This is a genomic window from Caulobacter sp. LjRoot300, from assembly GCF_964253875.1.
Taxonomy (GTDB): domain Bacteria; phylum Pseudomonadota; class Alphaproteobacteria; order Caulobacterales; family Caulobacteraceae; genus Caulobacter.
Map to the genome: position 1 here is coordinate 613,518 of NZ_CAXUSA020000003.1, position 16,937 is coordinate 630,454.

The following is a 16,937-nucleotide window of genomic DNA, read 5'->3' on the forward strand; positions in this document are numbered from 1 at the left end:
GGGCTCTTGGTCCTGCTGAGCCTCCCTTTGGCCGCCTACATCCTCACGAGCTCATCGGTGCAAATCGCCGTGGCTTGCTCCCTAAATTCTCAGAACTGTCCATAGATGCCTTCCGCCCAGAACCTCCTTGTCACGATAGGCCTGGAAAGGAGCGCCGGATGACGCCCGTCCGCTTCGGCCTGAACGACAAGGAATACAAATACGCCCGTCAGTTGGCCTTCCAGGCGGCGCACGGGACTTGGATCAATCCCTATGGCGACGAGGCACCGCTGATCGACCGCAGCGCCAAGCTGCTGTCGGGCGGCAATGCCGACGCCGCCGCCGAGCGTGAGTTGCTGACGACGCTGCTCAAGCTCGCCTGCTACAGCCCCGAACACGAATGGGAAGCGCCGACCCTGACCGGCAAGCCAACCACGTTCGCTATCCAGACGCTCGAAAAGATCACGGCTTTCAATGCTTAAGCTGCTGAAACCGTTGGACAGTAGGGAGGGCAAGGAATGATCGGGCTATTGCTGTCCCTGTTGGCGATGACAGTGATTGCCGTCTCCGACGGCGACGAAGCTGCGCCCGAGCGGTGGGCCTTGCGCGAAAAGGGCGCGAAGTCGGGCAAGATGGTCGTCGCCTGCCTAACGAAAAATGACACCCGTCTCGGCTGGATCAGCGAAATGCACGGCTATGCGGCGGACTACCGGGTCGAAGGCGAGCACCTTAGGGTGACGATCGTCGAGGATGACTACGACGGGCGATGGGAACCGGCGCTCTGGCCCTTCGAGGCCGACAGACGTGCCGCCCAGAACCGTCTCGATGACGTGTTGCGTAGCGATCCCCGCATCTCCGCGACAAGTAAAACGATGGTGCTCCAATCCGACGACGGGTTGGTGCTCAAACTGAAGAAGGGGAGTTGCGATTGATCGATCGTACCAGCCTCCATTTCGCATCCTTCCGTGTCACCGACCGGAAGATCAAAAGCCGCTACCGAGTTTGATGACCATGCTCTCCATCCAGAACCTCCACGCCAATGTCGGCGACAAACCCATCCTCAAGGGCGTCACGCTCGACGTGCCGGCGGGCGAGGTCCATGCCATCATGGGGCCGAACGGGGCGGGCAAGTCGACGCTGTCCTACGTGCTGACCGGCCGCGGCGGCTATGAGGTCACCGAAGGCTCGGCCAGCCTGAACGGCGAGGACCTGCTGGCCCTGGAGCCCAACGAACGGGCCGCCAAGGGGGTGTTCCTGTCGTTCCAGTATCCGCTGGAGATCCCCGGTGTGCCGGCCCTGACCTTCATCCGCACCGCGCTCAACGCCCAGCGCCGGGCCCGCGGCGAGGACGAGATCGCCGCCCCGGCCTTCCTGAAGCTGGCCAAGGAGAAGGCCGCGGCGCTGAAGATCGACTTCGACATGCTCAAGCGCGGCCTGAACGTCGGCTTCTCGGGCGGCGAGAAGAAGCGGATGGAAATCTTTCAAATGGCGATGCTTTCGCCTCGCTTCCTGATCCTCGACGAGACGGATTCGGGCCTGGATATCGACGCCCTGAAGATCGTCTCCGAGGGCGTCAACGCCCTGCGCGCGCCTGATCGCGGCATGTTGGTCATCACCCACTACCAGCGCCTGCTCGACTACATCAAACCCGACCGCGTCCACGTGCTGGCCGCCGGCCGCATCGTCGCCTCGGGCGGCCCGGAACTGGCCCACCAGCTCGAGGCCGAGGGCTACGACAAGTACACGGTGGCGGCGTGATGCGTCGGTTCGCGATCGATAAATCCTCCCCCTCTGGGGGAGGTGGCCCGGAGGGCCGGAGGGGGACCGCCGCGCCGACCCCCTCAGTCGCTCCGCGACAGCTCCCCCAGAGGGGGAGCATCTGCTCATGACCCCCGCAACCGCCCTGAAAACCGGCGACCTGACCCAGCTGCCGTCGCGGCGCGACGAGGACTGGCGCTGGACCGACCTGCGCGGCCTGATGCGCACTGTACCGCCGGTCTCGCCGGTATTCTTCGACACGATCCAGACTGGCGGCCCGTTCAAGGGCCAGACCGAAGTGGAACTGGTGATCGCCAACGGTCGCGCCAACTGGTGGCCGAGCGAAGACACCGAGACTGTCGAATTCACCGAGCATGATACGCCCGACAATCCCTACGATCCTGCCGATCTGCCCATGGCGGCGCTAGCGGCCGACAAAGCAATCGAACCGCGTGCCTCGATCATCACGTTTACCGGCAATGACATCGCCAGTGTCCGCTTCGTATCGGCCACGGACGCCACGTCCCACCATGCGCGCTTCGGCGTCGTGGTCGAGGCCGGCGTCTCGGCGGTCCTGCTCGAGAGCCACGAGGGCAGGGGCGATCGCTACCTCGCCAACACCCTGATCGAGATCTTCCTCGAAGACGGCGCCAAGCTCGAACGCATCGTGGTGGCCGACGACGCGGCCGAGGCCTTTGCGGTAACGACGGCGATTGTGAATCTCGCCCCCGGCGCGACCTTCAACCAGACCGTCCTGACCGCCGGCGCCCGCCGCCAGCGGATCGAGACCCGCGTCAACCACCCCGGCGCCCATGCCGGCGTGCGGCTGGATGGCGTCTATGTCCTCGACCATCAGCGCCACGCCGACCAGACCACGGTCGTCACCCACGGCGGCGTCGACGGGATCACCAGCCAGCTGACCAAGGGCGTCGTCGACGACCAGGCGCGCGGCGTGTTCCAGGGGCGGATCGTGGTCCAGCCCGGCGCCGACCAGACCGACGCCCGCATGGGCCACCACGCCCTGATCCTGTCGGACAAGGCCGAGGTCGACGCCAAGCCCGAGCTGCTGATCTTCGCCGACGACGTCGCCTGCGCCCACGGCAACACCATTGGGGCCCTGGACGAGGAGGCGATCTTCTACGCCCGCCAGCGCGGCATCCCCGAGGCCGAGGCCCGCGCCATGCTGACCCAGGCCTTCCTGGGCGAGGTGGTGGAGCGCATCGAGCACGACGGCGCCCGCGCCGTGGCCGCCGCCTGGGTGGCCCAGCGGCTGGGGAGGGTGGAATAGTGGCGTTCGACGTCGAACTGATCCGCGCCCAGTTCCCGATCCTGGCCCGCCAGGTGAACGGCAAGCCGCTGGTCTATCTGGACAGCGCCGCCAGCGCCCAGAAGCCGGACGCGGTGCTGGACGCCATGACCAGCTTGGCGCGCACCAGCTACGCCAACGTCCATCGCGGCCTGCACACGCTGGCCAACGAAACGACGCAGGCCTATGAAAACGCACGGGAAACCGTGGCGCGCTTCATCAACGCCGAGCCGTCGGAAATCATCTGGACCAAGAGCGCCACCGAGGGCGTCAACCTGGTCGCCGACACCTTCGGGCGGAGCCTGAAGGCCGGCGACGAGATCGTGCTGTCGGTGATGGAGCATCACGCCAACATCGTGCCCTGGCACTTCCTGCGCGAACGCTACGGCGTGGTGCTGAAGTTCGTCCCGGTCACCGACGACGGCCGGCTGGACATGGAGGCCTACGAAGGCCTGCTCAGCGAACGCACCAGGATGGTGGCCATCAGCCACATGTCCAACGTGCTGGGCACCATCAATGACGCCGCCGAGATCGTCCGCCTGGCCCATGCGGCCGGGGCCCCGGTGCTGCTCGACGGCTGCCAGGCCATCGTCCACAGCAAGGTCGACGTGAAGGCTCTGGACGTCGATTTCTACGTGTTCTCCGGCCACAAGCTCTACGGCCCCACCGGCATCGGCGTGCTCTATGGCAAGGCCGAGCGCCTGGCCGCCCTGCCGCCTTACCAGGGCGGCGGCGAGATGATCGGCCATGTCACCCTGGAAGGGATCACCTACGCCGACCCGCCGCACCGGTTCGAGGCCGGCACCCCGGCGATCCTCGAGGCCGTCGGCCTGGGCGCGGCCATCGAATGGCTGAACGGCATCGACCGCGACGCCGCCCTGGCCCACGAGCACGCCCTCTACCAGCGGGTGGTCGACCAGCTGGCCGGCGTCAACGGCGTGCGGATCCTCGGCACGGCCCCCGGCAAGGGCGCGGTGCTGACCTTCGTGGTCGAGGGCGCCCACCCGCACGACGTGGCTCAGTTGCTCGACCGCTATGGCGTGGCCGTGCGGGCCGGCACCCACTGCGCCGAGCCGCTGATGGCCCGTTTCGGCCTGACCGCGAGCGCTCGCGCTTCTTTCGCCCTATATAACACCCTGGACGAGGCCGACGCGTTCGTGAACGCGCTGGCCAAGGCCCGCAGTTTCTTCAGTTGAGCCTCATGACCGACGACACCGCCGCCTCCACCGAACTGCAAGCCGCCTCGGCCCTGCCGCAGGCCGAGCTCGACCGCCTGACCGACCAGCTGATCGAGAAGCTGAAGACGGTGTTCGATCCCGAAATCCCGGTCGACATCTACGAGCTGGGCCTGATCTACAAGGTCGACGTCTCCGACGACAAGGACGTGGCCATCGACATGACCCTGACCGCGCCGGGCTGCCCGGTGGCCGGCGAGATGCCCGGCTGGGTGCGCGACGCGGTCATGGAGATCAAGGACATCAAGTCCTGCCACGTCGACCTGGTGTTCGAGCCGCCGTGGGACCCCTCGCGGATGAGCGACGAGGCCAAGCTGCAACTGAACATGTTCTAGGATTATATATTCCGCTCATCCCGGCGAATGCCGGGACCCAGGTCAAGCCCGCCGAGACTCCGGATGAATCTGGGTCCCGGCATTCGCCGGGATGAGCGGATTTAGAGTAGGATCACGATATGGAAGCCGCGATCTCACAGCGCCCGCGTCGCCCCCGTCCCAAGGTCGTCACCCTGACCCCGGCCGCCGCCGCGCGGGTCAAGGAGATCATGGACCGGGCCGACAAACCCTATGCCGGGTTGCGGGTGGGCGTGAAGAACGGCGGCTGCGCGGGCTCGGAATACATCTTCGAATACGCCGCCGAGAAGGGGCCGATCGACGAGGTGGTCGAGGACCAGGGCGTGACCATCCTGATCGACCCCAAGGCGGTGCTGTTCCTGATCGGCACCACCATCGACTACGAGACCACCAAGCTGTCGTCGAAGTTCGTGTTCAACAACCCGAACGAAACCGACGCCTGCGGCTGCGGCGAGAGCGTGACGATCCAGCCGGCGCCGGAAGTTGCTGACTGAGGACCGCTCAGCGACGCAGGTCTGAGACGCCCAACTGCTCCCACATCCAGCCGAAGTCGTAGAGACCGGCGGGGCCAGATTCGACGTTTTCCAATAGCATTAGCCAGGTCGCCACCTTGCGCCGACCGGCTTTCGTCTTGGCTGTCTCGACCGGCGTCTTGCCTCCCAGGACCGGGATCGGCTGGGTCAGCAAGCTGCGATAAAGTTCGTCGTTCTCCGCCTGGACCATCGCATTCCGCGCTTCGGAAGACGGCGCGGCCTCCCAATCCAGTTCACCGGCGTCCAGGAGGTCCAACACGCTCTCGGTGAGGATTTCCGGCTCGCCGACCAGGCCTTGCAACAGCTGACCGATCATCGCCTGCAAGCTCTCGTCGAGGGTCACCGAGTCGGGGTCGAACACCACGGCGCGGCCGTCGATCGCCACGGTTCCCAAAAGCTCGAAATCTTCAGCGTCATCCGAGTCGATCCAGCTCCACACGTCGGTGCTGTCGCGCAGAAGGTCGGGACAGGCGTCCAGGGCCGCGCGGACGGCCTTGACCGTGACGCGGGGAAGAAACGGGTAGCGGGCACTGACGAACGGAAGGTCGTCGTCGGTTTCGGACAGCCTTTCGATGCTCGGCCCGAGGATGGCGTCCAGCCGGTGGTCCAGCCAAGCGCCGGTGAACATCGGAGCCAGCAGGGCCAGCATGGCGGTGTCGTCCTGGGTCGCGGCGTCGATCGTCTTGACCAGGTCGGCATCGCCGTCCGCGACCGACTTGATCATCTCGGACCGCAGGGTCTCGCGCATCCGACCGAAGGTCTGCAGCACCTCTTCGCTGGTCTGAAGATCGAAGGGGAGCACGCCGCCCCCGATCACCGTTCGGGTCGGCAGGGGCACGACCCGGACGGCGAGTCGGGTTCCGGCCCCGATCTGCTGAGAGGCCGAGCGCTCGCTGACCCGCACCGACTCGCCGCCTCGAATCAGGTCGCTCAACAGGAACGATTCGCCAGGCTGTACGTCGCTGACCTCGTACAGGCTCATCACGGACTGGCGGAGACCGTTCATATAGGCCCGGGTGGAGGCCGTTTCACGAAGCCCTCGGCGTTTCAGGTAGTCGGCGACGATGTTGCGACCGTCGTCCATGTCATGAGTCAGCAGGTCCTCGAAGATGCAACCCCAGAGCGTGTTGTACGGCTCGACGCCGATCAGAGTCGCCAGTTCGTCCTCGTCCATGTCCAGGGAATCCAAATACGGACCCAGGTGAGCGTCGAGCATCGCCTCATATAGCCCGACCCATTCGTCACGGCTGACCCATTTCATCAGACCCTCGATGGGATGCTTGCTCATCGCGCTGTCCAGGATATTGAGGATCGGATCATTGCATCGCGATTTGTCTCGGCCATCAAGCCGCGACACTCACGCGAGGGTGATAGAGTGTGATCAGGCCATCGTCACCGGCCGCGTCGCGCGCATCAATGGAGTTCGAAGACTGATGCTGGCCAAGACCCCTGTCTGCCTGGAATGCGGCCTGGCCTGGGGCGCGCCGGCCTTCCGCCACGAGGACCAGGCTCCGCTGTACTGGTCGGACGCCGGGATCCTGTGCTCGACAGGCTGCGCGACGAAGCATTTCGACCAGCGTCGTGAGGACGGGACGTTCGTGCCCGTGCCGGCGGAGTGTCCGGTAGAGCTTTGAACCGCCGCCGGCCGCGTCAGTCGCGGAAGGCGGGCAGGGCCCGACGCACGTAGATCGCCACGCTGGCCGTCGACAGCGCGGCGCTGGCCGCGATCGCCCACAGGCCGGCGTTGGTGGCGCCGATCGGGGCCAGAAGCAGCGCCACTCCCAGGAAGTTCAGGGCGATCTTCGGATATTCGACCGCGGCCAAGTCGAAGTCGCCGTCCGGAAGCGCCTGCTGCAGGCCCGCGACCGCGAAGTTGCGGGCGATCAGGACCAGGGGCGCGACGACCCAGGCCCCGGCGAACGCGCCGGTGGCGATCAGAGCTCCCAGGCTGGTCAAGGTCAGCAGCCGGTCGGCCAGCAGGTCCAGCATGGCGCCGAGGGTTGAGGTCTGGCCGAGCCGGCGCGCGAGCTGACCATCGAGGATATCGGTGGCCCCCGCCGCGAGAAACAGCGCCAGGGCCGTCCAGCCGTGCCCCGCCAGGATCGCCGCCGCCAGCACCGGCAGCAGCAGGATACGCACGAGGGTGACGAGGTTGGCGACCATGCCCCGGCGAGTTCAGGCGGTTTGCGGCGCGCCGGCCGCCACGTTCTTGCGCCCGTTCCACTCCACCAGCACCGACGGTTTGACCGGCTCGCCGCGCGCCTGGGCGATCAACTGGTTGGTGCGGGTCTCGATGACCTCTTCGATCCGGGCCATGAACTGCGCCTTCGACAGGCCCTGGGGCAGGGGCGGCAGGAACTCGACCGTGGCCGTGCCGGCCGTCTTCTTCTTGTCGGTCTGCCGCCAGAAGCAGCCCAGGTTCGTCGCCACCGGCACGACCGGCAGGTTGAAGTCCTGGCTCATGTGATAGACGCCGGTGCGGTAGCGAAACCGCTCGCCCGGCGCGGCCAGGTGACCCTCGGGGTAGATCAGGATGCGGCGGCCCTCGGCGGCGACCTGGGCGGCGCTGGTGGACAGGGCCTTACGGGCTTCGGGCCCACCGCAGCTGTCGACGACGATCGCCCCGAACTTCTTGAGGATCGCCCCGACTAGCGGGAAGCGCTCCAGGTGGTCGCCGGTCACGAACGACAGGTTGTTGACATTGGCGAACATCACGAAGCCGTCGCCCCAGCTGTGGTGCTTGGCGGCGATGATGAAGGCGCCCTGCGGCAGGTTCTCCTGGCCCTTCAGCTCGATCCTTACGCCGGCGAAGACGCGCAGCGCCCAGATCATCCGCTGGCTGTAGAGTCGCAGGGCGAAGGCGATCGGCTGGCGGCCCGGAAGCAGGGCCGAGAGGGCGGCCGACAGGCCGTAGAAGATCGACAGAACCCAGTAATAGGCGTTGAACAGCGCGCTGCGCATGTCGGTCTGGTCCTTGTTAGCGGGCGGAAAGCACGGCCTGGACGGCCGCGGTCATCAGGGGAGCGTGGGCCGAGAGGGCGTCGTCCCCCAGCCGGCCATAGGCCTTGTTCTGGGCGGTCTGGGTGATCACGCCGATGGCCATGGCGGCGATGACGCGCGGATCGCCGGGCGGCAGCTGCGCCTCCATCATCGCCCGCTTGACCAGCCCCTCGACCATGGTCACCGGATCGCGGCCGTCCTCCTGGTAGTAGGGCAGGAAGTGGTGCAGCTGCAGCAGGTGGAACGAGAACAGCAGCCAGTCCTCGTCGGCCACGGTGCAATAGGCGCGGACCACGGCGGCGGCCTTGGCCTGGACGCCCTTGGCCATGTCGGCGTTGACCGTGATCAGGTCCGACAGCCGGCGGTGGGTGGCCATGAACAGGCCCAGGGCCAGCTCGTCCTTGCTCTTCCAGTGGCGATAGATCGCGCCCTCCGACACCCCGGCCTTGGCGGCGATCAGCTTGGTGGTGGCCGCGTCGACGCCGCGGTCGACGAAGACCTGCAGGGCGGCGCGCTCGATCCGGGGCTTGGCGTTCATGGTGGAACTCTAGCATTGGTTTCGTTGGATGCAAGTGATTACTCACATCGACCACTCCACCGTTGACCCTTGCGCGGACCGCGGCCTAAGCCGGGCCATGGTCCAGTCGATCCTGATCTATTCCATGGGCGAGGTGATCGGCGACGGCCTGATCAAGCTGCCCTTCATCGCGGGCCTGCGCGCCGCCTTTCCGAAGGCGCGGATCACCTGGTGCGCCGCCAAGGGCCAGACGGTCTACGCCGGGCCGCTGAAGGCCGTGGTGGCCGGCTATATCGACGAGATCCTGACCGACGGCCCGACGGGCGACGCAGCCCTGGACGTCCTGCCGTGGGTCAAGCCGTTCGGCGGGCGGACCTTCGACCTGGTGATCGACACCCAGGAGAACCTGCGCCGCAGCCTGGTGGCCCGCCGGGCCGCCAAGGGCGCCTTCGTCTCGGCCGCGGCCCAGGCCCGCAAGCCCGACTGGCCCGTCGCCGTGGCCGAGCGCCTGGCTCGGCTGCTGGCCCTGGCCACGGACGGCGCCGGCGCGCCGCGTCCGCTGGCCCTGACCGACCCCGACGCCGCCAACGCCGCCCGCGCCCTGCTGCCGACCGCCCACTATGGCGGTCCGGTCTATGTCGGCCTGGCGCCCGGGGCCGGCGGCCAGGACAAGCGTTGGCCACTGGAGCGCTACCTGGACCTGGCCCGCCGCATCGAGGCCTCCGGCCGCAAGGCGGTGTTCTTCTTCGGTCCCGACGAGGCGGCCGACGCCCAGGCGGCGCGCGAGGCCGTCCCCGAGGCTCTGTTCCCGGAGGCGGACCGCACCGACGGCTTTCCCGGCGTGAAGGGACCGCTGCTGGCCATCGCCCTGGCCGGCCGCCTGACCGCCGCGGTCGCCAACGACGCCGGCCCCGGCCACATGCTGGCGGCCGGTGGCGCGCCCCTGCTGTCATTGCAGAAGGACCGTCGCAAGGCCGTCAAGTTCCGCCCGGCCGCGCGACGTCTTGAGCTGCTGGTCGCGGAAGACTACGGACAGGACATGGCCGCCCTGCCGCTGGATGTGGTGGACGCCGCCCTGCAGCGCCTGATCGCCGGAGTTTCCTAGATGCCCATCCTCGCGCCCATCTCGGCCGGCGAACTGATCGACAAGATCACCATCCTGCGGGTCAAGGCCCTGCGGATCGCCGACCCGGCCAAGGAGGTCAACGTCAAGGCCGAGCTGGCCCTGCTGGAGGAGACGGCCGCCCGCGAACTGCAGCATTCGCCCGAGCTGGAGGCCCTGATCAGCGAACTGACCGAAATCAACGCCGCCCTCTGGGACATCGAGGACGGCAAGCGCGATTGCGAGCGCCGCCAGGATTTCGGGCAGAAGTTCGTGGAGCTGGCCCGCCGCGTCTACATCGACAACGACCGCCGCGCCGCCGTGAAGCGCCAGATCAACCTGCTGGCGGGCTCGGACATCGTCGAGGAAAAGAGCTACAAGCCCTACCTGGCGGGGTAGGCTGAGCTTCCTTGCGTCCTTCGAGGCCCGCTGCGCGGGCGCCTCAGGATGAGGAGCGTTTTGGCTGTGAATTCCTCATCCTGAGGTGCGAGCCGCAGGCGAGCCTCGAAGGACGCACGGCGCACTCGCCGCTCATCCCCGCTTGCCGACCGTCTCCTCGACCCGTTCCTCGAAGTCGCCGAGGTTGCCGAACAGGTTCTCGATCGCGAACACCAGGCCGAACACCCGGGCCGCGTCATCAAAGGCCAGGGCCCGCGTGCCGCCCCCGGCCCGCAGGGTCTCCACCGCCGCCTGGAAGGCTTGGTGCGCCTCGGCGAAGGCCAGGCGATCAGGACGCGGACCGCCCGACAGCAGGGCCGCGCAGGCCCGCAGGAACGCGGCGCTGGCGTTCAGCATCGCCGCCGAGGGCAGGGCCAGGCCGGGCGAGGGGAAGGCCTCGCGCAGCGCCCGGCCGATCATCACGCTGTCGTTGCGCAGCCGCCACAGGGTGCGGGGCAGGGCGTCGGTGACCGAATGGTCGCTCAGCCGGCTCGCGCTCTCGCGCTCGGCCTCGGTCATGGCGGTCTGCAGCTTGGACAGGGCCTTCAGGGTCTCGTCATAGTGGCCGCGGGCCTCCAGGTCGGTCGCGCCGCCCTTCAGCTTCAGGGCGTAGTGCTCCAGGAGGTCGGCCAGCAGGCCCGCCACGGTGTCGGTGCTGTCGACCACCGAGGCGTGGGCCCGGGCCGGGAAGATCAACAGGGTGGCGGCGATGCCGACCACGCTGCCGACGGTGATCTCGGCCACCCGCAGGAAGGCGGCGACCAGCGGGTCCATGTGCGTGGTTGTGCCGATCAGCATGATCACGGCGGTGACCGGGGCGACCTTGAACGCCGGGCGTACAGCGGCCAGGAAGGCCAGCAAGGCGGCGGTCAGCGCCAGGATCGGGCCGCCGGCCTCGGGCCAGCGGGCGTGCAGCATGGCCGCCCCGGCTCCGACGACGGCGCCGACGGCCGTGCCCATCAGCCGCTCGATCGAGGCGGTGATGGTCGCGCCCAGGCTGGACTGGACGATGATCACGGCGGTGAACACCGCCCAGTAGCCCTGGGGCAGGCGCAGCAGGGTGGCCAGGGCGTAGGCCGCCACGACGGCCGCCGACACCCGGACCGCGTGACGCAGCTCGGTCTGGCGCGCCGCCGCCTTGGCCAGGGCGGCGCGGGAAAGCTCCAGCCCGACGAAGCGTCGCCAATCGCCGGGCGCGGCCTCCGGCATCTAGGCCACCGCCTCGCGCAGCATCTCCAGCGCGGTGCGCACCGCGGCCAGTTGCACCCCCTCGCGCGTCTCGCCGTTGAACAGTTCGTGGCGATGGACGACCGAGCGGTTGGCGCGGGCGACGGCGAAATGCACCGTGCCGACCGGCTTCAGCGGCGAGCCGCCGCCGGGTCCCGCGACGCCGGTGATCGCCACGGCGACGTGGGCGTTGCTGGCCTCCAGCGCGCCCTCGGCCATCCAGCGCGCCACCACTTCGGAGACCGCCCCGTGGTCGGCGATCAGGTCGCCCGGCACGCCCAGCATCTCGGACTTGGCGCGGTTGGTGTAGGTGACGAAGCCGCGCTCGAAAACGTCGGAAGCGCCGGAGATGTTGCAGATCGCCCCCGCCACTAGGCCGCCGGTGCAGCTTTCGGCCGTGACCAGCCGCAGGGACCGCTCCCGCGCCTCGTCGATCAGCAGGCGGGCCAGGGTCTGGATTTCGAGCGGGAACATGGAAGCCTCCTGCGTCGGTCTATCTTGGCGGAAACCTAGGCCGGCGTCTCGACCACGGCGATGGCCTGGGCGGCCAGGCCTTCGCCGCGGCCGGTGAAGCCCATGCCCTCGGTGGTGGTGGCCTTGACGCTGACCCGGTCCAGCGGCAGGTTCAGGATCTGGGCCAGGCGCTCGCGCATGGCCGTGCGGTGCGGCTTGATCTTCGGCCGCTCGCAGATCAGCGTCACGTCGACATTGACCAGGGTCCCGCCGCGCTGGCGCACCAGATCGACCGCGTGGGCCAGGAACCGATCGGAGGACGCGCCCTTCCACTGTGGGTCGGTGGGCGGGAAGTGGTCGCCGATGTCGCCCTCGCCGATCGCGCCGAGGATTGCGTCGGTCAGGGCGTGCAGGCCGGCGTCGGCGTCGGAATGGCCGATCAGGGTCTCGGTGTGAGCGATCTCGACGCCGCACAGCCAGACCGATTCGCCCCTACCTTCAGGATGGGGCCCCCAGCGGTGAGCGTCGAAGCCCTGGCCCATGCGGGTGACCCGTGCGCGGCCGGCTAAGGTTTCAGCCATGGCGAAGTCCTCCGGATAGGTCAGTTTCATCAGCATCGGATCGCCTGGAACCACCACCACGCGGCCGCCGTCCTGTTCGACCACCTGGCCGTCGTCGGTCGGCTCGCCCGGTCCGGTCCAGGCGGCGTAGGCGGCCAGCAGGCGGTCGCGGCGGAAACCCTGGGGGGTCTGGGCGCGCCAGAGATTGTCGCGCGGGGTGGTGACGACCGCCCCGTCGGCCGCTCCGCTTTTCAGCGTATCGGCCACCGGCAGGGCCGGAATCGCGCCGTCGGCCTTCTCCAGACCCTTCAGCACCGCTTGGATTGTTGCGGCGCCGAGAAAGGGGCGGGCCGCGTCGTGGACCAGCACGGGTTCATCGGCCGGGCGAGCGGCTAGGGCGGCCAGGCCGGCCCGCACCGAGAGCGCGCGAGTCGCGCCGCCGGCCACGGTGGTCCAGCCCTTCAAACCCGCCAGCGCGACATCCAACGTTGTACGCGCGCCCAGATCCGCCACGATCACAACATCTTGCGCGCCTAGGTTAATGAAGGTCTCGACCGACCAGCGCAGCACTGGCTTGCCCGCCAACATGCGCCACTGCTTGGCCTGGCCGGGCCCGGCGCGGGTCCCGGAACCGGCGGCGACGATGACGGCGGAGAAGCTCATCGTGGCTGTTTAGCCGCTAGGCGACGGTTGTCCAATAATGAAGGGTTTACGGCGCTGCACAAATTGCCTAAAAACAGTGCGATGGGGATGCATAGAAAATGAGCAACGGCCTCACAGTCGGCAAGGTCGAAGTGCCTGGGCGTGTATGGATCGCGCCGATGACGGGCGTTTCGGACCTGCCCTTCAGGGAAACCGCCGCCCGCCTGGGCGCGGCCTATGTGGCGACCGAGATGGTGGCGTGCGCCGAGTTCGCGCGCGGTCGTCCCGACGTGGTGCGCCGCGCCGCGGTGGGCGAGGGCCTGCCGCTGATGGTCGTCCAGCTGGTCGGCCGCGATCCGACCTTCATGGGGCAGGGCGCGCGAATGGCCGCCGACGCCGGCGCTCAGATCATCGACCTGAACTTCGGTTGCCCTTCCAAGATGGTCACCGGCGGCGTCGCCTCGGGCTCGGCCCTGATGCGCGAACCGGACCTGGCCGAGGCCCTGGTCGCCGCCGCCGTCAGGGCGGTCGACGTGCCGGTCACCGTCAAGATGCGCCTGGGCTGGGACGACGACAGCCGCAACGCCGCCGACATCGCCCGCCGGGCCGTCGACGCCGGGGCCCAGGCCATCACCGTCCACGGCCGCACCCGTTGCCAGTTCTACAAGGGCGTGGCCGACTGGAGCGCCGTGGCGGCCGTCAAGGCGGCGGTGTCGGTCCCGGTGCTGGTCAATGGCGACATCGTCGACGGCGACACCGCCCGGACGGCCCTGAACCAGTCCGGCGCCGACGGGGTGATGATCGGGCGCGGCGTCTATGGCCGCCCCTGGATCGCCCAGGCCATCGAGGCGGCGCTGAACGGCGAGGGCTTCCGCGAGCCGGACGCCGAGGAACGCCTGGCCATCGCCATCACCCATTTCCGCCGCAGCCTGAACTTCTACGGCCAGAACCTGGGCCTGAAGATGTTCCGCAAGCACTTGGCCTCCTACATCGAAGCCGCGCCTTGGCCGGACGGCGAGGAGGCCCGCCGCGCCGCCCGCGCCGCCCTGTGCCGGCTGGAGGATCCCTCCGCCATCGAGGACGGTCTGGCCGCCCTGTGGCTGGACAACCGGAGGCTGGCCGCATGAGCGATCACGCCCGCGCCGTTTCCGCCAAGGTCGCCGACGGCCTGAAGGTCGCCGCCTTCGACCTCAGCCCCGAACCCGCCCTGGTCGTCGACCACGAGGGCGCGCTGGTCGCCGTCAACGAGGCGGCCGAGGCGCTATTCGGCCAAGGCCTGGCCCTGTTGGCGAAAGGCCGGTTCCGCGCCGCCCTGCCGCCGGGCTCGGTGCTGGTGTCGATGATGGACCGCGCCCTGTTCGAAGGGGCCCTGGTCCGCGAGCACGGGGTCGAGGTCAATCTGTTCGGCCAGCCGCCGTTCGAGGCCGACGGCGCCGCCGCGCCCTTGGGCGACGGCTCGGTGCTGATGACCCTGCACGTCAAGGGCGTGCTGGGCGTCGAGCGGGCTTCGGACGCCGCAGGCCTGCGTTCGGTGGTGGGCCTGGGCCGCATGCTGGCCCACGAGATCAAGAACCCGCTGGCCGGCATCCGCGGCGCGGCCCAGTTGCTGAAGACCGGGGCCAGCGCCGCCGACCAGCCCCTGGCCCAGCTGATCGTCGACGAGACCGACCGCATCCGCCGCCTGGTCGACCGCATGGAGGCGTTCTCCGACGAGGTCCCGGGCCCGCGCGAGGCGGTCAACATCCACCAGGTTCTGGATCGCGTCCGGGCCCTGGTGGTCAACGGCGTCGCCGACGGCCTGGCGCTGCAGGAGCACTACGACCCGTCGCTGCCGGACGTCTGGGGCGACGAGGACCACCTGATCCAGGTGTTCCTGAACCTGGTCAAGAACGCCGCCGAGGCCGCTCACATGCGGGGCGACGGCCAGGGCATCCTGTCGATCCACACCGCCTGGCGGCCCGGCGTGCGGGTGCGCGGGGCCGACGGCAAGGCCACCGCCGGCGCGCCGATCGAGATCCGCGTGCAGGACAACGGCCCGGGCGTGCCCGCCAGCCTGCGCGACCACCTGTTCCAGCCGTTCGTCACCACCAAGGCCAACGGCACGGGCCTGGGCCTGGCCCTGGTCACCAAGCTGGTGACCAGCCACGGCGGCCTGATCGACTTCGAATCCGAGCCCGGCCGCACGGTGTTCCGCGTGCTGCTGCCCATGGCCACCGGAAAGCTTGCCCCCTCCACTGGAGACGCCCACGCATGAACGCCGCCAGCAAGAAGATCCTGATCGCCGACGACGACAGTTCGGTGCGGCTGGTGCTCAGCCAGGCCTTCACCCGACTGGGCTATCAGGTGCGCGCGACCGGCAACGCCACCACCCTGCTGAAATGGGTGACGGACGGCGAGGGCGACCTGATCGTCACCGACGTGATGATGCCCGACGAGAATGTCTTCGACGTGCTGCCGCGCATCCGCAAGGAACGGCCCAAGCTGCCGATCATCGTGATGAGCGCCCAGAACACGCTGCTGACCGCGGTCAACGCCGCCGACGCGGGCGCCTTCGAATACATCTCCAAGCCCTTCGACCTCGACGACGTCACCGCCGCCGCTCGGCGGGCCCTGTCGCGGCCGGCCGACGCCGAGGCATCCAAGGCCCAGGCCCGGGCGATGCGCGACGAGCGCCTGCCGCTGATCGGCCGCTCAGCCCCGATGCAGGAGGTCTATCGCACGATCGCCCGCCTGGTCGGCGCCGACCTGACTGTGCTGATCCTCGGCGAAAGCGGCACCGGCAAGGAGCTGGTGGCCCGCGCCCTGCACGAGCTGGGCCGTCGCCGCGACGGCAAGTTCGTGGTCATCAACCTGGCGGCCGTGCCGCGCGAGCGGGTCGAGACCGAGCTGTTCGGACGCGGGGAGGGCGACCAGGGCCGGCTGATCGAGGCCGACGGCGGCACCCTGTTCCTCGACGAGATCGGCGACATGCCGCTGGACGCCCAGACGCGCCTGCTGCGAGTGATCGACGGCACCGAGCCGGTGCTCAACCCCAAGACCGGCCGCCGCCCCAACGTGCGGATCATCGCCGCAACCAACCGCGATCTGCGCGGGCTGATCCAGCAGGGCCTGTTCCGCGAAGACCTGTTCTTCCGCCTCAACGTCGCGCCCGTGCGCCTGCCGCCGCTGCGCGACCGCACCGAGGACATCCCGGACCTGGCCCGCACCTTCCTGCTGCGCGCCAACCGCGAGGGCCTGCCGGCCAAGACCATCGACCAGAGCGCCCTGGACCGCATGAAGAGCCACGCCTGGCCCGGCAATGTGCGCGAGCTGGAGAACCTGGTCCGGCGGATGTGCGCCCTCTACGCCGAGGAGCTGATCACCGCCCGGATCGTCGACCGCGAACTGCAGGACCATACCCCGGCGGCCCACGCCGACGAAGGGCCGGTCACCCTGGCCAGCCTGGTCGAGCGCCACCTGTCGTCGCACTTCGCCGACCAGCCCGACGGCGTGCCGGCCGCCGGCCTCTATGACCGGGTGCTGCAGGAAGTCGAGCGTCCGCTGATCCAGCTGACCCTTTCGGCCACCCGCGGCAACCAGGTGCGCGCCGCCGAGATCCTGGGCCTCAACCGCAACACCCTGCGCAAGAAGATCCAGGACCTGGGCGTTGAGATGACGCGCGGCCGGCGCTGATCGTTCTTCCGAACCCAAACGGGTTGTCATCCCGAGCCCTCGGGTCGCGCGAAGCGCGCGCGTCCGGCGGTCCCGGATCGGCGCGCTGCGCGCTTGTCCGGGATGACACCCGCTGCTGGCGTCATCGGCGGCCGTTGGCCACCGCTGACGCTTAATTGGCAC

At 68.8% G+C, this 16,937-nt stretch carries 20 protein-coding genes and 1 pseudogene; 13 read left to right on the forward strand and 8 right to left on the reverse strand.

What is annotated here, in order from left to right:
- The first annotated feature begins 158 nt into the window (after positions 1-158).
- The 7 genes from ACSQ2G_RS13045 to ACSQ2G_RS13075 all read left to right on the forward strand — a co-directional run bounded on the left by ACSQ2G_RS13045 (position 159) and on the right by ACSQ2G_RS13075 (position 5,125).
- Positions 159-461 carry a hypothetical protein gene (locus ACSQ2G_RS13045; RefSeq protein ID WP_436031452.1) on the forward strand — a complete coding sequence of 101 codons (303 nt, stop codon included), beginning with the start codon at positions 159-161 and terminating at the stop codon, positions 459-461.
- Positions 462-497: 36 nt separating this feature from the next.
- The gene (locus tag ACSQ2G_RS13050; RefSeq protein ID WP_436031454.1) at positions 498-911 is read left to right on the forward strand and encodes a hypothetical protein; all 414 of its coding nucleotides are present in this window, start codon (positions 498-500) and stop codon (positions 909-911) included.
- Between the two features lie 79 nt (positions 912-990).
- Complete coding sequence (sufC, locus tag ACSQ2G_RS13055; protein ID WP_436031970.1) at positions 991-1,737, forward strand: Fe-S cluster assembly ATPase SufC; 747 nt, start codon at positions 991-993, stop codon at positions 1,735-1,737.
- Between the two features lie 127 nt (positions 1,738-1,864).
- Complete coding sequence (gene sufD, locus ACSQ2G_RS13060; RefSeq protein ID WP_436031456.1) at positions 1,865-3,025, forward strand: Fe-S cluster assembly protein SufD; 1,161 nt, start codon at positions 1,865-1,867, stop codon at positions 3,023-3,025.
- Positions 3,022-4,239, forward strand: a complete 1,218-nt coding sequence (locus ACSQ2G_RS13065; RefSeq protein ID WP_436031972.1) for an aminotransferase class V-fold PLP-dependent enzyme — start codon at positions 3,022-3,024, stop codon at positions 4,237-4,239. The genes sufD and ACSQ2G_RS13065 overlap by 4 nt, the downstream gene beginning before the upstream one ends.
- Before the next feature lie 5 nt (positions 4,240-4,244).
- On the forward strand, positions 4,245-4,613 hold the full coding sequence (locus ACSQ2G_RS13070) for an SUF system Fe-S cluster assembly protein (protein ID WP_436031457.1): 369 nt from the start codon (positions 4,245-4,247) through the stop codon (positions 4,611-4,613).
- 119 nt (positions 4,614-4,732) lie between these two features.
- Positions 4,733-5,125: a HesB/IscA family protein gene (locus tag ACSQ2G_RS13075; protein WP_436031459.1), complete on the forward strand. Its 393-nt coding sequence runs from the start codon at positions 4,733-4,735 to the stop codon at positions 5,123-5,125.
- Between the two features lie 7 nt (positions 5,126-5,132).
- Here the strand turns inward: ACSQ2G_RS13075 and ACSQ2G_RS13080 are convergent, their stop codons facing one another.
- Positions 5,133-6,452 carry a hypothetical protein gene (locus tag ACSQ2G_RS13080; RefSeq protein ID WP_436031461.1) on the reverse strand — a complete coding sequence of 440 codons (1,320 nt, stop codon included), beginning with the start codon at positions 6,450-6,452 and terminating at the stop codon, positions 5,133-5,135.
- Between the two features lie 145 nt (positions 6,453-6,597).
- Here ACSQ2G_RS13080 and ACSQ2G_RS13085 point away from each other — a divergent pair, with 145 nt between their 5' ends.
- A complete protein-coding gene (locus ACSQ2G_RS13085; RefSeq protein WP_436031463.1) occupies positions 6,598-6,798 on the forward strand; it encodes a hypothetical protein in 201 nt (66 codons plus the stop codon).
- A 16-nt stretch (positions 6,799-6,814) separates the two neighbouring features.
- Here ACSQ2G_RS13085 and ACSQ2G_RS13090 read toward each other — a convergent pair whose 3' ends face one another.
- Genes ACSQ2G_RS13090 through ACSQ2G_RS13100 form a run of 3 tightly spaced genes read right to left on the reverse strand, consistent with a single transcriptional unit; the run spans position 6,815 to position 8,702 of the window.
- Complete coding sequence (locus tag ACSQ2G_RS13090; protein WP_436031464.1) at positions 6,815-7,327, reverse strand: CDP-alcohol phosphatidyltransferase family protein; 513 nt, start codon at positions 7,325-7,327, stop codon at positions 6,815-6,817.
- Between the two features lie 12 nt (positions 7,328-7,339).
- Complete coding sequence (locus ACSQ2G_RS13095) at positions 7,340-8,125, reverse strand: lysophospholipid acyltransferase family protein (protein ID WP_436031466.1); 786 nt, start codon at positions 8,123-8,125, stop codon at positions 7,340-7,342.
- A 16-nt stretch (positions 8,126-8,141) separates the two neighbouring features.
- Positions 8,142-8,702: a TetR/AcrR family transcriptional regulator gene (locus tag ACSQ2G_RS13100; RefSeq protein ID WP_310078780.1), complete on the reverse strand. Its 561-nt coding sequence runs from the start codon at positions 8,700-8,702 to the stop codon at positions 8,142-8,144.
- A 97-nt stretch (positions 8,703-8,799) separates the two neighbouring features.
- Here ACSQ2G_RS13100 and ACSQ2G_RS13105 point away from each other — a divergent pair, with 97 nt between their 5' ends.
- Positions 8,800-9,786, forward strand: a complete 987-nt coding sequence (locus ACSQ2G_RS13105; protein ID WP_436031468.1) for a glycosyltransferase family 9 protein — start codon at positions 8,800-8,802, stop codon at positions 9,784-9,786.
- On the forward strand, positions 9,787-10,182 hold the full coding sequence (locus tag ACSQ2G_RS13110; protein WP_436031470.1) for a DUF6165 family protein: 396 nt from the start codon (positions 9,787-9,789) through the stop codon (positions 10,180-10,182).
- Between the two features lie 3 nt (positions 10,183-10,185).
- On the opposite strand, the pseudogene ACSQ2G_RS13115 reads toward ACSQ2G_RS13110, so the two are convergent.
- The 4 genes and pseudogenes from ACSQ2G_RS13115 to ACSQ2G_RS13130 all read right to left on the reverse strand — a co-directional run.
- Positions 10,186-10,307, reverse strand: a pseudogene (locus tag ACSQ2G_RS13115) (hypothetical protein); the annotation flags it as partial.
- Between the two features lie 7 nt (positions 10,308-10,314).
- Complete coding sequence (locus ACSQ2G_RS13120) at positions 10,315-11,430, reverse strand: FUSC family protein (RefSeq protein WP_436031472.1); 1,116 nt, start codon at positions 11,428-11,430, stop codon at positions 10,315-10,317.
- On the reverse strand, positions 11,431-11,922 hold the full coding sequence (locus tag ACSQ2G_RS13125) for a CinA family protein (RefSeq protein ID WP_436031474.1): 492 nt from the start codon (positions 11,920-11,922) through the stop codon (positions 11,431-11,433). It abuts the gene before it with no gap.
- Positions 11,923-11,957: 35 nt separating this feature from the next.
- Positions 11,958-13,124 carry a bifunctional 2-C-methyl-D-erythritol 4-phosphate cytidylyltransferase/2-C-methyl-D-erythritol 2,4-cyclodiphosphate synthase gene (locus ACSQ2G_RS13130; RefSeq protein ID WP_436031476.1) on the reverse strand — a complete coding sequence of 389 codons (1,167 nt, stop codon included), beginning with the start codon at positions 13,122-13,124 and terminating at the stop codon, positions 11,958-11,960.
- A 98-nt stretch (positions 13,125-13,222) separates the two neighbouring features.
- On the opposite strand from ACSQ2G_RS13130, the gene dusB reads away from it, so the two are divergent.
- From dusB to ntrC, 3 genes are read left to right on the forward strand one after another with little or no spacing between them, the layout of a single operon-like run.
- Positions 13,223-14,230: a tRNA dihydrouridine synthase DusB gene (dusB, locus tag ACSQ2G_RS13135; RefSeq protein WP_436031478.1), complete on the forward strand. Its 1,008-nt coding sequence runs from the start codon at positions 13,223-13,225 to the stop codon at positions 14,228-14,230.
- Positions 14,227-15,357, forward strand: a complete 1,131-nt coding sequence (locus ACSQ2G_RS13140; protein ID WP_310078771.1) for a two-component system sensor histidine kinase NtrB — start codon at positions 14,227-14,229, stop codon at positions 15,355-15,357. Before dusB ends, ACSQ2G_RS13140 begins: the two co-directional genes overlap by 4 nt.
- Positions 15,354-16,775: a nitrogen regulation protein NR(I) gene (ntrC, locus tag ACSQ2G_RS13145; RefSeq protein WP_436031481.1), complete on the forward strand. Its 1,422-nt coding sequence runs from the start codon at positions 15,354-15,356 to the stop codon at positions 16,773-16,775. The genes ACSQ2G_RS13140 and ntrC overlap by 4 nt, the downstream gene beginning before the upstream one ends.
- Positions 16,776-16,937 lie beyond the last annotated feature (162 nt).